This window comes from Pelomonas baiyunensis (assembly GCF_043555935.1).
GTDB classification, from domain to species: Bacteria; Pseudomonadota; Gammaproteobacteria; order Burkholderiales; family Burkholderiaceae_C; genus Pelomonas; species Pelomonas baiyunensis.
The window spans coordinates 847221-861714 of the sequence record NZ_JBIGIB010000002.1; the positions used below are offsets into that span (position 1 = coordinate 847221).

The 14494-nt window shown below is 68.5% G+C and carries 10 protein-coding genes; 8 read left to right on the top strand and 2 right to left on the bottom strand.

The window, feature by feature from the left end; all coding sequences use genetic code 11:
- The first annotated feature begins 114 nt into the window (after positions 1 to 114).
- The 8 genes from ACG01O_RS10280 to ACG01O_RS10315 all read left to right on the top strand — a co-directional run bounded on the left by ACG01O_RS10280 (position 115) and on the right by ACG01O_RS10315 (position 11870).
- Positions 115 to 2991, top strand: a complete 2877-nt coding sequence (locus ACG01O_RS10280) for a TonB-dependent receptor (RefSeq protein WP_394384105.1) — start codon at positions 115 to 117, stop codon at positions 2989 to 2991.
- Between the two features lie 110 nt (positions 2992 to 3101).
- Positions 3102 to 4622, top strand: coding sequence for a tryptophan halogenase family protein (locus ACG01O_RS10285; RefSeq protein ID WP_394384106.1), 1521 nt, complete (start codon positions 3102 to 3104; stop codon positions 4620 to 4622).
- Positions 4623 to 4736: 114 nt separating this feature from the next.
- Positions 4737 to 5960 carry a maltose/maltodextrin ABC transporter substrate-binding protein MalE gene (gene malE, locus ACG01O_RS10290; protein WP_394384109.1) on the top strand — a complete coding sequence of 408 codons (1224 nt, stop codon included), beginning with the start codon at positions 4737 to 4739 and terminating at the stop codon, positions 5958 to 5960.
- Positions 5957 to 7504: a maltose ABC transporter permease MalF gene (malF, locus tag ACG01O_RS10295; protein WP_394384112.1), complete on the top strand. Its 1548-nt coding sequence runs from the start codon at positions 5957 to 5959 to the stop codon at positions 7502 to 7504. Before malE ends, malF begins: the two co-directional genes overlap by 4 nt.
- A gap of 1 nt (position 7505) precedes the next feature.
- Complete coding sequence (gene malG / locus ACG01O_RS10300) at positions 7506 to 8396, top strand: maltose ABC transporter permease MalG (protein ID WP_394384115.1); 891 nt, start codon at positions 7506 to 7508, stop codon at positions 8394 to 8396.
- A 68-nt stretch (positions 8397 to 8464) separates the two neighbouring features.
- The gene (locus tag ACG01O_RS10305) at positions 8465 to 9715 is read left to right on the top strand and encodes an alpha-amylase family glycosyl hydrolase (protein WP_394384118.1); all 1251 of its coding nucleotides are present in this window, start codon (positions 8465 to 8467) and stop codon (positions 9713 to 9715) included.
- Positions 9712 to 11124, top strand: a complete 1413-nt coding sequence (locus ACG01O_RS10310; protein ID WP_394384120.1) for a glycoside hydrolase family 32 protein — start codon at positions 9712 to 9714, stop codon at positions 11122 to 11124. Before ACG01O_RS10305 ends, ACG01O_RS10310 begins: the two co-directional genes overlap by 4 nt.
- On the top strand, positions 11121 to 11870 hold the full coding sequence (locus ACG01O_RS10315; protein ID WP_394384122.1) for a sugar nucleotide-binding protein: 750 nt from the start codon (positions 11121 to 11123) through the stop codon (positions 11868 to 11870). The genes ACG01O_RS10310 and ACG01O_RS10315 overlap by 4 nt, the downstream gene beginning before the upstream one ends.
- A gap of 31 nt (positions 11871 to 11901) precedes the next feature.
- Here ACG01O_RS10315 and ACG01O_RS10320 read toward each other — a convergent pair whose 3' ends face one another.
- Both ACG01O_RS10320 and ACG01O_RS10325 read right to left on the bottom strand, forming a co-directional pair.
- Positions 11902 to 13125 carry a patatin-like phospholipase family protein gene (locus tag ACG01O_RS10320; RefSeq protein ID WP_394384124.1) on the bottom strand — a complete coding sequence of 408 codons (1224 nt, stop codon included), beginning with the start codon at positions 13123 to 13125 and terminating at the stop codon, positions 11902 to 11904.
- A gap of 24 nt (positions 13126 to 13149) precedes the next feature.
- Entirely contained in the window at positions 13150 to 14484 is a 1335-nt protein-coding gene (locus tag ACG01O_RS10325) for a methyl-accepting chemotaxis protein (protein WP_394384126.1), read from the bottom strand.
- Between the last annotated feature and the right edge of the window lie 10 nt (positions 14485 to 14494).

Below are 14494 nucleotides of genomic sequence, written 5' to 3' on the forward strand. Positions count from 1 at the left end.
TCTAGTTTTGATACAAACTCGTTCGAGACGTTGGGTTCTCGCCCCGTCCAAGCTGCGCCGAGCCAGATGCGGCCGCGCGGGCCTAGCCGATTTCCATAAACCAAGGAGACATCCATGACCTTGAGCCAAGACAAGCGTGCCGCCAGTGGCGCCGTGTCCTTCCGCATCAGCCAGGTGGCCGTGGGCTGCACGCTGCTGATCGCGGCCGCTGCCGCCACCGCGCAGCAACAGCCTCAGCAACTCGAAACCGTGACCGTCACCGGTATCCGCAAGGGCATCGAAGACGCGATCTCGGTCAAGAAGAACAACGACTCCATCGTTGAAGCGATCTCCGCCGAAGACATCGGCAAGCTGCCCGACGCCAGCGTCGCGGAATCGGTGTCGCGTCTGCCCGGCGTGACCTCGCAGCGCAACAAGTCCACCGGCAAGGCCAGCAACGTCAGCGTGCGCGGCATGTCGCCCGACTTCAACGGCGCGCTGCTGAACGGCCGCGAGCAAGCCTCCAGCGGCGACAGCCGTGGCGTGGAATTCGACCTGTACCCCTCCGAACTGCTGGGCTCGGTCGTCATCTACAAAACGCCGGACGCCCAACTCGTGGGTCAAGGCCTGGCGTCCACCATCGACCTGCGCACCGCACGTCCGCTGGACTTCGCCAAGCGCACCATCGCCGTGAACCGCCGCAACCAGCGCACGGGCGTGTCCTCGGGCGCCGGTGAAGGCACGGGCGACCGCACCTCGCTGTCTTACGTCGACCAGTTCTTCGACCGCACCGTGGGTGTGGCCCTGGGCCTGGTTCGTTTCAAGGAAGAGGGCGCTGACCAACAGAAGTTCAACTCCTGGGGCGGCTGGAACGTCGACGACTGGGTCACCACCAAGGGCACCGGCTCGCCGCTGGCCCGTGCAGGTCAGTGCGCTGACATGGCCAAGACCGACGCCACCATCGTGTGCGGCACCACCAAGTACAAGGTGCAAGGCGGCTTCACGGCGGACACCGAAAGCAGCACGGCTCAGCGCGACGGCGCCATGGCCACGTTCCAGTTCAAGCCCAACAAGGACTTCGAGTCCACGCTGGACTTCTTCCGCTCCAAGGGCACCTTCGGTCTGAAGAAGACCGGTCTGGAAGGCGCAATCGGCGGCAACGACAACGGTGCGTACGACCCCGTGGGCGTCATCACCAACTACACGCTGGGCAACGGCGTGGTGTCGGCCGGTACGCTGTCCAACTACAAGGGCGTGGTTCGCAACCACGTTGAAGGCGGCGACGACAAGCTGACCTCCTGGGGCTGGAACAACAAGCTGAAGGTGTCCGACTGGACGCTGATTGGCGACATCTCGCAGTCCAAGGTGACGCGTGACAGCTCGCGCTACGAAACCACCGCCGGCCAGCCTGGCCCGCAGAGCAACCCCAACCTGGGCAGCATCAGCTGGAGCGGCTTTGACGGCGGCAACTTCACCAGCGTGAAGTACAGCACCAGCCTGAACTACGCCGACCGCGCGGTCGCCAAGTTGACGGACGTGAACGGCTGGAGCGGTGGCGCCAGCTCGCCGCAGGCCGGTTACGTGGCTCTGCCGCACGTGGAAGACAAGGTCAGCTCGTTCCGCGCTGCCGCTCGCACCGACCTGAGCTTCGGCCCGATTGCCGCTGCCGAGTTCGGCGTGAACTACACCAAGCGCGACAAGGTCCGCACCACCCAGGAAGGCCGTCTGGTCATCAAGGGTGGCGACCCCTACGGCGTGGCCGCCGTGCCGGGCTCGGGCACCGCGATTGCTGGCACCACCGGCCTGCAAGTCGTGTCCTGGGATCCGCGTGGTTCGCTGGGTTCGATCTATGAGCTGGGCCGCAAGGTGGACGCCGACATCCTGAACAAGGACTGGACCGTCACCGAAAAGGTCACCACCAGCTACGCCAAGGGTGAGCTGGACGGCGAGCTGTTCGGCCTGCACTACCGTGGCAACGCCGGTCTGCAGATTGTGAACGCCGACCAGCAATCCACCGGCTTCAACGTCGACCGCACCACCTGCACCGGCAACACCGCCGCCACCTGCCCGGGCGCCACCGTGGGCCGTGGCACGTCGTACACCGACGTGCTGCCCAGCCTGAACGTGGGCTTCGACCTGGGCGACGACCAAGTGGTTCGCCTGGCCGCCGCCAAGGTGCTGTCGCGCCCGAACATGGGTGACATGCGCGCCAGCCTGGGCTTCAGCCTGAACAACTCTGGCACGCCCATCCTGACCGGCAGCGGCGGCAACCCGGAGCTGAAGCCGTTCAAGGCCACGGCACTGGACCTGTCGTACGAAAAGTACTTCGGCAAGAAGGGCTACCTGAGCGTGGCGGGCTTCTACAAGAAGCTGGACACCTACATCCTGCGCGTGCCGACGGTCTTCGACTTCAAGCAATACGTGGGCGCTGCCACGCCGCTGCCGCAAACCGGCCCGTACAAGGGCTCCACGATGGGTCTGCTGGACCAGCCGATCAACGGCACCGGCGGCAACATCAAGGGCATCGAACTGGCTCTGAACGTGCCGCTGTCGATGGTCAGCTCGTGGCTGGATGGCTTTGGCGTGCAGGTCAACCACTCCAGCACCAGCAGCTCGGTGCAACTGCCGACCTCGGGCTTCTCGGTGGAAAGCGTGACCCCGGTCACCATCCCGCTGCCGGGTCTGTCCAAGAAGGTGACGAACTTCCGCTTCTACTACGAGGCTCACGGCCTGCAAGTGGCGGTCGCTCAGCGCAAGCGTTCGGACTTCCTCGGCGAAATCAGCGACTTCCAGGACAACCGTCAGCTGACCTTCATCAAGGGCGAGTCCATCGTCGACCTGCAGGTGTCGTACGAGTTCGACAGTGGCTGGCTGAAGGGCCTGTCGCTGCTGGCTCAGGGCAACAACATGACGAACTCGAAGTTCCAGCGCTACTCGTCCTCGCCCAGCGAGATCACCGAGTCGATCAAGTACGGCAAGACCTACCTGTTCGGCGTGAACTACAAGTTCTGATGCACGGTTGCGGGTTCTGCCTCCCGCGCAGAACCCCACTCCTGAGTTAGAACCAAGACCCCGCAGCCGCCGCGCCCGCGGGGTCTTTTTCCTTGTGTTGATATCTCCCCATGCCTGACACCCTGATCCAAGACATCGTCATCGTTGGCGGCGGCACCGCCGGCTGGATGACGGCCGCCGCCCTGTCTGCCGTTGTGGGCGACCGCTACCGCATCCGTGTGGTGGAGTCCGAAGAGATTGGCACCGTGGGCGTGGGCGAGGCCACGATTCCGATGATCCAGCGCTTCAACCGCGTGCTGGGCATCGACGAAAACGAATTCCTGCGGGAGACCTACGGCACCTTCAAGCTCGGCATCGAGTTTGTGAACTGGGGCCGCCAGGGCGACCGCTACATGCACGGGTTCGGCCGCGTGGGCCAAGACCTCTGGACCGTGCCGTTTGACCAGTACTGGCACCGCATGCGTTCGGTGGGCCGTGCGGCACCGCTGGAGCAGTACTCCATCACCCGGATGGCGGCGCTGGCCAACAAGTTCATGCCGGCCCGCACCGACATCGAGAACTCGCCGCTGGCCGACATCACCTACGCCTACCACTTCGACGCCAGCCTGTACGCGCGTTACCTGCGCCGCAAGAGCGAGGCGCGTGGCGTGCGGCGCACCGAAGGCAAGATCACCCATGCCGAGCGCCGCGGCAGTGGCCCCCACCCCGGCCACATTGCGGCGGTGGTGCTGGAGGGCGGCGAGCGCGTGGCGGGTGACCTCTTCATCGATTGCTCCGGCATGCGCGGCCTGCTGATTGAGCAGACGCTGGAAACCGGTTACGAAAACTGGAGCCACTGGCTGCCCTGCGACCGCGCCCTGGCCGTGCCGTGTGAGCCGGCGCCGGTGCTCACGCCCTACACCCGCTCGACCGCGCACCAGGCCGGCTGGCAGTGGCGCATTCCGCTGCAGCACCGCATCGGCAACGGCCATGTGTACTGCAGCCAGTTCCTGAGCGACGACGAAGCCGCTGCCACGTTGCTGGCCAACCTCGACGGCAAGCCCATGGCCGACCCGCGTCCCATCAAGTTCACCACCGGCATGCGCCGGAAGGCGTGGAACGAGAACGTGGTGGCCATCGGCCTGTCCAGCGGGTTCCTGGAGCCGCTGGAGTCCACCTCCATCCACCTGATCCAGGCCGCGGTGCAGCAACTGATCGACTTCTTCCCGGACCAAGGCTTCGCCGCGGCCGACATTGACGAGTTCAACCGCCACAGCCGCTTCCACTACGAGCGCATCCGCGACTTCATCATCCTGCACTACCACGTGAACCAGCGGGACGATGCCGAGTTCTGGAAGGCCTGCGCGCACATGAGCATCCCGGACTCGCTGCGCGAAAAGATCGAGCTCTACCAAAGCCACGGCCGCGTGGTGCGCTTCAACAACGAACTCTTCACCGAAGTGGGCTGGTTGCAGGTGCTGGAGGGCCAGAACCTGCTGCCTCGCCGCCACCACCCGCTGGCCCGTTTGCAGTCGGACGACGCCACGGCGGCTTACCTGGAAAGCGTTCGCGCCGTGATTGGCAAGTGCGTGGACGTCATGCCCGACCACGCGGCCTACATCGCCGAGCACTGCGCCGCCGCGCCGATGTGAGCCTGAGGCCACGGGCGACGCCACCTCTTCCCACCGCACCATGGCCTCCTTCGTTTGCTCCTCTCCTGCGCAGGGCCGTCGCGCGTTGAAATCGATTGCCGTGTGGGGGCACGCATGCTGACGCGCCGCCAGCTCGGCGTGGCAGGCCTGTCCTGCGCGTGGGCTTCTGGGCGCGAGGCGGCCGCAGCACCCGCTGCCGTGGGCCAGCAGGCGCCGCTGGTGGTGTGGTTCACGGTGCAGGGGGCCGCGGGCATGCGCCGCGTGGCCGAGCGTTTCACGGCGGCGACGGGCGTGCCGGTGGTCATCGAGACGCCGGACGACGGGCCCAGCAAGTTCCAGCAGGCCGCTTCAGCCGGCAAGGGCCCCGACATCTACAGCTACAGCCACGACCGGCTGGGCGAATGGGTGGCGGGCGGCCTGCTGCAAGCTGTGTCGCCGCCGCGCGCTCTGCGTGAGGACATCACCCCCGTGGCGTGGGAGGGCTTCACCTGGCAAGGGCGTGTTTGGGGCTACCCGTACGCCATCGAGTCGGTGGCACTCATCTACAACCGCCGCCTGGTGCCGCAGCCGCCCAAGACGTTTGACGAGGTGGTGGCGCTGGACGACCGCCTGCAGCGCCAAGGGCGTCGCGCCATCCTGTGGGACTACACGAACAACTACTTCTCCTGGCCGCTGCTGGCCGCACGCGGCCCGGACGCGGGCTACGCCTTCCAGCGTCGGCCCGACGGCAGCTTTGATGCGCGCGACACCGGCGTGGCGCAGCCCGGCGCGGTGCGCGGCGCGGCGCTGATCGCGCGCTTGGTGCAAGAGGGCCGCATGCCCGCCGGCAGTGGCTATGCCGAAATGGAGGCCGCACTCGCCACGGGCCGGGTGGCGATGATGATCAACGGCCCCTGGAGCTGGGTGAACCTGCAGCGGGTGGGCGTGGACTTTGGCGTGGTGCCGGTGCCGGCTGTGGGCGGTGCGGCGGCCAGCCCGTTTGTGGGCGTGCGGGGCATGATGATCAATCGCGCCTGCCGGCAGCGGGAGGTGGCCATCGAGTTTCTGGAGCACTTCCTGCTCACGCCCGAGGGCCTGCGCGATCTGGACGCGGCGGAGCCCATCGGCGCCGCCGCGAGCCAGCGCTTTCTGGCCGAGCTGTTGCAGCGCCCGAACGGGCACCGCATCGCGGGCCTGGTGGCGTCAGCACGCGACGGGGTGGTGACGCCCAGCATCCCGGAAATGGGTCGCTTCTGGGCGGCGATGAAATCCGCGCTGACCGCCATGACCGAGGGCCGGCAAGGCGCGGCCGAGGCCCTGGCCGGCGCGCGCCAGCGCATCCTGGAGGCGGGGCTGTGACGGCCACGGGACGGCGACTTCGGGCCGCGCTGACCGCCGCGGCGGCGTTGCTGGGCCTGTTCGGCCTGCAAGCTCTGTACGCCCAAGGCCAGCCGCTGCTGGCCGCGGCCTTGCTCGGTGCGGGTGCCCTGGTGCTGTGGGCCTACACGGCCGGGCGCAGCGCGGCCTTGCGCTTCTTGCTGCCGGGGCTGCTGGCGGCGGGCGTGTTCGTGGTGCTGCCGCTGGTGTTCACCGTGGGCATGGGCTTCACGAACTACAGCGCGCGCAACCTGCTGCCGCTGGACGAGGCCCGCGCGCTGCTGCTGGCCGAGCACCGCCAGGCCGAGGGCAGCGAGCGCGCCTTTCACCTGCACGACACCGCTGCCGGCCTGTGGCTCGAACTGGAAAGGGAGGGCGCGGCCCCGGTGCCGCTGGATGACGCCGCCACGCCGCGCGTGCTGCCGCTGCAGCCGCTGCCCAGCCCGCTGCCGTGGCCCGCGGCGCCGCCGAACGCCGACCGGGCCGATGCCCCCGATGCCCCGAACCTGAGGCTGCACGTGCGGCACCTCGCCCGCTTGCGCACGCTGACCCTGCGACTCCCGCAGGGGCCGGCGTATCGGCTCGCCACGCTGCGCGAGTTCGCGGTGCAAACGCCGCTGTTCACCGCCGATGCCGATGGCAGCCTGCGCGAGGCCACCACGGGCCGGGTCTTTCGGCCCGACGCGAGCACCGGCTTCTTCACCAGCGCGTCCGGTGACCGGCTGCAGCCGGGCTTTCGTGTGTCCGTGGGTTGGCAGCACTACACGCGGCTGTTCACCGATGCCCGGCTCAGCGCGCCGTTCGCCGCCGTGTTCGGCTGGACGGTGCTGTTCGCGGCCGGCAGCGTGGCGCTCACGGCCGCCCTGGGGCTTGTGCTGGCGGCGCTGCTGAACTGGCAAAGCCTGGAAGGGCGCTCGGTGTACCGGCTGGTGCTGTTCCTGCCGTACGCGGTGCCGGCCTTCATTTCCATTTTGGTGTTCAAGGGCCTGTTCAACCAGAACCTGGGGGAAATCAACCTCGTGCTGCACGGCCTGTTCGGTGTGAAGCCGGCGTGGTTCTCCGACCCCACTTACGCGCGGCTAATGCTGCTGCTGGTGAACCTGTGGCTGGGGTTCCCGTACATGACGGTGCTGTGCAGCGGGCTGATTCAGTCCATCCCGGCCGACCTGTACGAAGCCAGCGCCGAGGCCGGCGCGGGGCCGTGGGTGAACTTCTCCCAGATCACGCTGCCGCTCATCCTGAAGCCGCTGACGCCGCTGCTGATTGCCAGCTTCGCGTTCAATTTCAACAACTTCGTGCTGATCAGCCTGCTCACTGGCGGCCGGCCGGACCAGCTCGACGCCGCCTTGCCCGCCGGCACCACCGACCTGCTGGTGACCTACACCTGGCGCATTGCCTTTCAAGACTCGGGCCAGCAGTTCGGCCTGGCTGCGGCGGTGTCCACGCTGATCTTCGTGCTGGTGGCCGGCATCACGCTGGTGCAAATGCGCCTGACCCGCCAGCAGGCCCAGGAAGGACGGCGCTGACATGGCCATCGTGCAACCCAAGTCGCAGCGCTGGCGCAAGGTGGCGGCGCATTTGTTTCTGCTGAGCCTGTGCGCGCTGGTGCTGCTGCCCTTTGTGGTGGTGCTGTCGGTGTCGCTGCGCCCGGGCAACTTCGCGGTGGGCTCGCTGTGGCCCGAGAACGTGAGCTGGGAGCATTGGCGCTTCGTGTTGGGCCTGCCCACCACGCTGCCTGATGGGCGGGTGCTGGAGCCCGACCTGCCGGTGCTGCGCTGGCTGTGGAATTCCATCGTCGTGGCCACCGCCACCGGCGTGCTCACGCTGGCGTTTTCCACCACCTGTGCCTATGCCTTGTCGCGGCTGCGCTTCCGGGGGCGGGGCGTGGTGCTGGGGGCGCTGATGTTGATGCAGATGTTCCCGGCCGTGCTGGCCTTGGTGGCCATCTACGCCATCTTCGACCGGCTGGGCGCGGCCTTTCCGGCGGTGGGCCTCAACACGCACGCCTCGCTCATCCTGGCGTACTCCGGAGGCATCGCCATGCATGTCTGGACGCTCAAGGGCTACTACGACACCTTGCCGCTGGAAATCGAAGAGGCCGCTCGCGTGGACGGCGCCACCGTGGCGCAAAGCTTCTGGCGCGTGCTGCTGCCGATGTCGCTGCCCATGCTGGCGGTGGTGTTCCTGCTGGCTTTCATTGGCGCCATCGTGGAGTACCCCGTGGCCTCGGTGCTGCTCACGCAGCAAGACCTGCTCACGCTGTCGGTCGGCGCCAAGCTGTTTGTGCATGAACACAACTTCCGCTGGGGCGACTTTGCCGCAGCGGCGTTGCTGTCGGGCGCGCCGATCACGGTCGTATTTCTGCTGGCCCAGCGCTGGCTCATCGCCGGCCTGGCGGCCGGTGGCGTCAAAGGATGAACCTTTCCATGTTGCCCATCACCCGTCGCGCCGTGCTCGGCGCCTCTGCTTCTCTTGCTCTGCCTGCCATGACTGTTGCTGCCCCCGCCCCCTCCGACCGCGCCGCCCTGGCCTGGACCCGCCAGGCCGTCATCTACCAAATCAATGTGCGCCAGTACTCCGCTGCCGGCACGCTGGCCGCCGTGCAGGCCGACCTGCCGCGCCTGAAGGCCCTGGGGGTGGATGTGCTGTGGGTCATGCCCTGGCAGCCCATCGGCCAGAAAGAGCGCAAGGGCACGCTGGGCAGCTACTACGCCATTCGCGACTACACCGCCATCAACCCCGAGTTCGGCACGCTGGCGGATGCCAAGGCCTTTGTGGCCCAGGCGCAGAAGCTGGGCTTCAAGGTGATCCTCGACTGGGTGGCCAACCACACCGCGTGGGACCACCCCTGGGCCACGGCCCACAAGGCGCGCTACAAGCTCAACGCGCAGGGCGAGGTGTTCCCGGTGACCTTCAACGAAGGCCAGCCCAGCGTGGAGTACTGGACCGACGTGATCGGGCTGGACTACCGCAACGAAGGCCTGCGCACCGCCATGATCGATGCGATGGCCTTCTGGGTGCGAGAGACCGGGCTGGACGGCTTCCGCTGCGACGTGGCCAGCCTCGTGCCCACCGACTTCTGGGTGCGTGCGCGCCGCGAGCTGGAGGCCATCAAGCCGCTATTCATGTTGGCGGAGTCCGATGCGGTGGACCTGCACACCAGCGGCGCGTTCGACATGACCTACTCCTGGGATCTGCCCGACCGCGTGTTCAAGAAAGTGGGGCAGGGGGAGCGCGGTGCGCCGCTGCTCAAAGCCTGGCTGGCCGACCAGGCCGACCCGGCCAAGAACCGCTACCCCGCGCAGGCCCTGCGCATGCGCTTCACCAGCAACCACGACTACAACTCCTGGCACGGCACCGATGCCGAGTTGTACGGCCCGGCCTACCCAGCCCTGGCGGTGTTGACCTTCACCTTGCCCGGCATGCCGCTGATCTACAACGGGCAGGAGTCGCGGCTGGACAAGCGCCTCGCGTTCTTCGAGAGAGACGCCATTGCCTGGAAGCAGTACGAGCTGACCGGCTTCTACCAGCGGCTCATTGCCTACAAGCACCAGCACCCGGCGCTGGCGGCCGGTGCGGCGGGCGGGGCCGTGACGCTGCTGGACGCGCCGGCGGACGTGGTGGCCTTCGAGCGCCGCGTGGCGGGCGACGTGGTGCGCGTGGCCGTCAACCTGTCGGCCACCGCGCGCACCTGGAACGGGCACGCACTGCCCGCCTGGGGCTGGGTGCTGGCGTGAGCGCGCCCGGCACCGACCGCTTTCGGCCGCGGTTTCACTTCACCGCGCGGCAGCACTGGATCAACGACCCCAACGGCCTGATCTACGACGCCGCCACGGGGCTCTACCACCTGTTCTTCCAGCACAACCCGTTCGCGGCGGTGTGGGGCCACATGAGCTGGGGGCACGCCACGAGCACGGACCTGCTGCACTGGACCGAACTGCCGGTGGCGATTCCGGAGACCGAGCGCGCGTCCATCTTCTCGGGCTCCGTCGTCATCGACCACCACAACACCAGCGGCTTCGGCCGCGACGGCGTGGCGCCCTGGGTGGCTTGCTACACCGGGTGCCTGCGCCGGCCCGAAGGCGGCCAAGCGCAGGAGCTGGCTTACAGCCTGGACCAAGGCCTGACCTGGACCGCTCACGATGCCAACCCCGTGCTGGACCTGGGCCTGCGGGACTTCCGCGACCCCAAGGTGTTCTGGCACGCACCCACTGGCCGCTGGTGCATGGCCGTGGTGTTGCCCCACGAGCACCGCGTGCTGTTCTACGCCAGCGCCGACCTCAAGTCCTGGGCCGAGGTGGGCCGCTTCGGCCCGGCCGGCTGCACACAGGCGATTTGGGAATGCCCGGATTTGATCGAGTTCCCGGCGCAGGGCCGCTGGCTGCTGAAGGTGGACACCTTCGAGGGCCACCCGGCGGGCAGCGGCGCGCAGTGCTGGGTGGGCACTTTCGACGGGTGCGCGTTCCAGCCCGAGGGCCCGGCCTTCTGGGCGGACCATGGCAGCGACTTCTACGCCGCCTTGTCGTTCGCGGGCTTGCCGCCTGGCCGTGCGCCGATCTGGCTGGCCTGGATGAACCAGCACGCCTATGCCAAACACACGCCCACCGGCGCCTGGTGCGGCGCCATGAGCGTGCCGCGCGAGCTGGGGTTGCAGCCCGGCCCGAACGGCTGGCAGCTGACGCAGCAACCCGTGGACACACGGGCTCTGCGTGGCCCAGCCCGCGAGTTGGTGGGGCCGGGCGTGTTGGCCGACGCGGGCAGCTGCACCGAATGGCTGTGGACCTTGGCGCCGGGCGAGGCGCACAGCTCCACGCTCAACCTCTGCTGCGGCGCCCAGGGTGAGCGCACCGAAATTGGCGTGGACCACCGGCGCGGCACGGTCTGGATCGACCGCAGCCGCAGCGGCGCGGTGGTGAGCGAGCCGCACTGGGCCGGGCGGCAGGAGGCGCCGTGGCCGGCGGCGAGCGGCCCGATCACGCTGCGCGTGCTGGTGGACCGGTGCACGGTAGAGGTGTTCTCGGGCGACGGCACCGTGGCGCTGAGCGCGGTGGTGTTCCCGGACGCCGCCAGCGTGGACGCCGCCGTGCTGGCCCGCGGTGGCGCCTGGGCGCATTCGCGCCTGCAGTGCTGGGCGTTGGACGTATGAAGCTGCTGATCACCGGACTGGGCGGCACGCTGGCACCCGCGCTGGCCGACGCTGCCCGAGCAGCCGGGCACGAGGTGCTGGGCTGGGACCGCCAGGCCGTGAACCCCGATGACGAAGCCGCCAGCGCCCGCTGGCTGGACGCCCAGGCGCCTGACGCCGTGGCGCACCTGGCCATGGGATCGGCCCGGTGGGCCGCTTGGTTGGCCGCGCGCAGCCCGCGCTTCCTGTTCACCAGCACCGCCATGGTGTTCGACCATGACCCCGACGGCCCGCACGACGTGGCTGCCGCACGCACCGCCCGAGACGACTACGGCCGCTACAAGATTGCGTGTGAAGACGCGGTGCAGGCCGCGCAGCCGCAAGCAGTGCTGGCGCGCATCGGCTGGCAGATCGACCTGTACCGCCGGGGCAACAACATGCGCTGCGCGCTGGACGCCCAGCAGGCCAACAGCGGTGGCGTGGACGCAAGCCGCGTCTGGACACCGGCCTGCTCGTTCATGGACGACACTGCCGCCGCTTTGCTGGCGCTGCTGGAGGCCCCGCAGCCCGGCGTGCACCACCTGGACAGCAATGCCGAGGAGGCCTGGACGTTCGACGCCGTGGCGCGTGGGCTGGCGCAGGCGGCGGGGTGCGAGTGGGCTGTGCGCGTGAATGACGACTACCGCCACGACCAACGGCTGGTGGGCGGGCCGACGCAGCTGCCGCCGCTCTCGCGCCGGCTGCCGGCATTGAAGCGGACGGATTGAACCGGCCGTTTGGAGGCGGCCGGACTGAAGCTCAGCGCGGCGCCACGGCCCGCAGTCGTTGGGTGCGCATCAGCGTGAACTCGCTGGGCTGCAGAAAGGCGTGCAGCGCCTCCCGCTGCGCCATGCCGTCCTTCTCGCCCAGTTCCAGCAACTCCTGCGTGTAGGCGCTTTCAAACAGCAGGTAGCTGGCCAGTGCCGCGCCCTGGCGCTGGCCGGCGCGCACGCCGGTGGAGCGCAGCAGCAACTGCACCGACTTGGGCAGCCGGTGGATGTGCCGGGCGGCCACGTCGTCCAGCCGCTGGCTGGGTGCGATCACGATGGACTCGATGGGCTGCAGCGGGTGGTTGGCCCGCTGGTCGGCGCTCAAGCCCTCCAGCGTGCGGTTCACGCGCTGCATGCGTTCGATGTCGGCAGACAGGGCGTCCAGGAAGATGCTGGACATGGCGTGCCCGGCCACCTGCGCCAGCGACGGGTAGCGGTGGTCATGCACGATCTCGTCCTGCGGCTGGTGCATGCGGCCAGCCCCGATGATCACCAGGCGCTTGGCGCCCAGGTGAATCGCGGGTGACAGGGGCGACGACTGGCGCATGGACCCGTCGCCATACCAGGCGCCGCGGCCTTCGTGGTGCAACCGGGTCGCCGGGAAGATGAAGGGAATGGCCGACGAGGCCATCAGGTGCTCGTGCACCAGCATGGTCTGCGCCGCGATGCGCTGGGTGCGCACCCAGGGCGGAATCGGCGTGCTGCTTTGGTAGAAGGTGACGTGCTGCCCCGTGGTGTAGCTGCTGGCGCTGATCGCCAGGGCATGCAGGTGCCGCCGCGCCAGCATGGTGGGCAGGCGGTGCATGGGCACCAGCCGGCGCATCAGCTCGGCCAGGGGCGAGTTGTCCAGCAGCGACTTCGGGCGCAGGCGCCGCATCGTCCAGCCCATGGACATCACGCCCATCCAGCGCAGGCCGTTGGTCAGCAGGCCGAGCGTGTCGCAGCGGTACACCTGGGAGGCATGGAAGTTGGCCCAGGCTTCGGCCAGGCGCTCCACGCCCGCGTCGAAGTCGTCGGCGTAGCAGGCCAGGCCGGCGCCGTTGATGGCCCCGGCCGAGGTGCCGGAGATCACCGCGAACGGGTTGCCGGTGTCGGGCGCTTCTTGCAGCAACTCGCGCCGGATGCGGGCAATCGCGCGCAGCACCCCCACCTGGTAGGCCGCACGCGCGCCGCCGCCACTGAGCACGAGGCCGGTCATGGGCAAGGCATACATGGCAGAACTCCTTGCGTCGGACGTTCAGAACAGCTCGATGCGCGGGCCGTTCACCACCGCCAGTTGCACGGCGGGCGGCTCGGGCAGGCCCACCTCTTCGCGCAGCGGTACGACGTTGCTCGCTTCGCCGCCGCCCATGGCCAGCACGTGGGCCACACGCTGGGCTTGCATCACGTAGTCTTGGGTCCAGAGCTGCAGCAGCTCTTCCAGCAGCACCGGCGGCGGCGGGGCCTGGCCGTCGATCAGCTGGTACAGCTGCGCGAAGTGGCTGGAGAGGCTGGCCAGGGCATGGTTGATCTGCTCCAGCAACTGGCGGTTGATGTCCTGGAACTGCATGTCGCCCAGCGTGTCGACGATGTCCGAGGTCACGTCGGCAATGCCGCGGTCCATCTCGGTGGACAGTTGCCCCAGGTAGGGCACCACCTCGGCCAGGGTCTGACTCATGGTGGTGATGTGCTTGGCAATCTCGTCCAGTTGGGCCGCCGAGTTGTCGCCCAGTTCGGCCTGCAGCTGGATGGCCTCGCGCTCGATGGCCTGGGCCGCCTGCTGGATGCCCTCGGTCACCTGCTTGGCCGCGTCTGCGGTTTGGGTGGAGAGGCGCCGCACCTCGCCGGCCACCACCTTGAAGCCCGAGCCTTCGTTGCCGGCGCGTGCCGCTTCAATGGCCGCGTTGATGGCCAGCATGTTGGTCTGCCGGGCAATGTCGCTGATCAACTCCGCCAGCGGGGCGAGGTGGCGCACCTGGTCGGCCGAGTTGCGCACGCGCTGCAAAAACTCCATGCGGGTGCGCTCGAAGGTTTGCTGGTGGGTGGCGAGGTCGGCCACCGCTGCCGCATGCTCGTGCGACTGCCGCAGCGATTGTTCCGACAGGCTCTCCGAATGGGCCACTGCATCCACCACGCGCTGGCGCAGGTCCACCGTACGGCCGTGCACGCGGGCCATGCGCTCGCCCATGGCGAGCACGGCGGTTTCAGAGGTCTGGATCGTGGCGTTCACCTGCTGGCCCAGCACGGCAAACGCCTGCTGCAGCGTCGAGATGTCTTGCGCCACCACGCTGCTGGCTTGTGGATGCTGCATGCGGGCGCCGGTGCTCTCGGGCTTGCGGGCACGGTCTTGCCAGCGCTTGGCCTGCCAGCCGGCATAGGCACCCCCGGCCGCCCAGGCCAGCGGCACGGTCAGGCTTTCACAGGTTGTGGCACCTTGCAGGGCATAGGCCACCAGGCCCACACCGGCGCACACGCCCAAACCGAGGCCAGCGTGCTGGCGGGTCCACTGCGCGGCCCGGTGCAGCCAGCCCGGTGAGGCGGATGCATCGGCCGGCGCGGTGTCCGGCGCGGCGACAGATTGATCGGGGTCCATGATGCGCTCT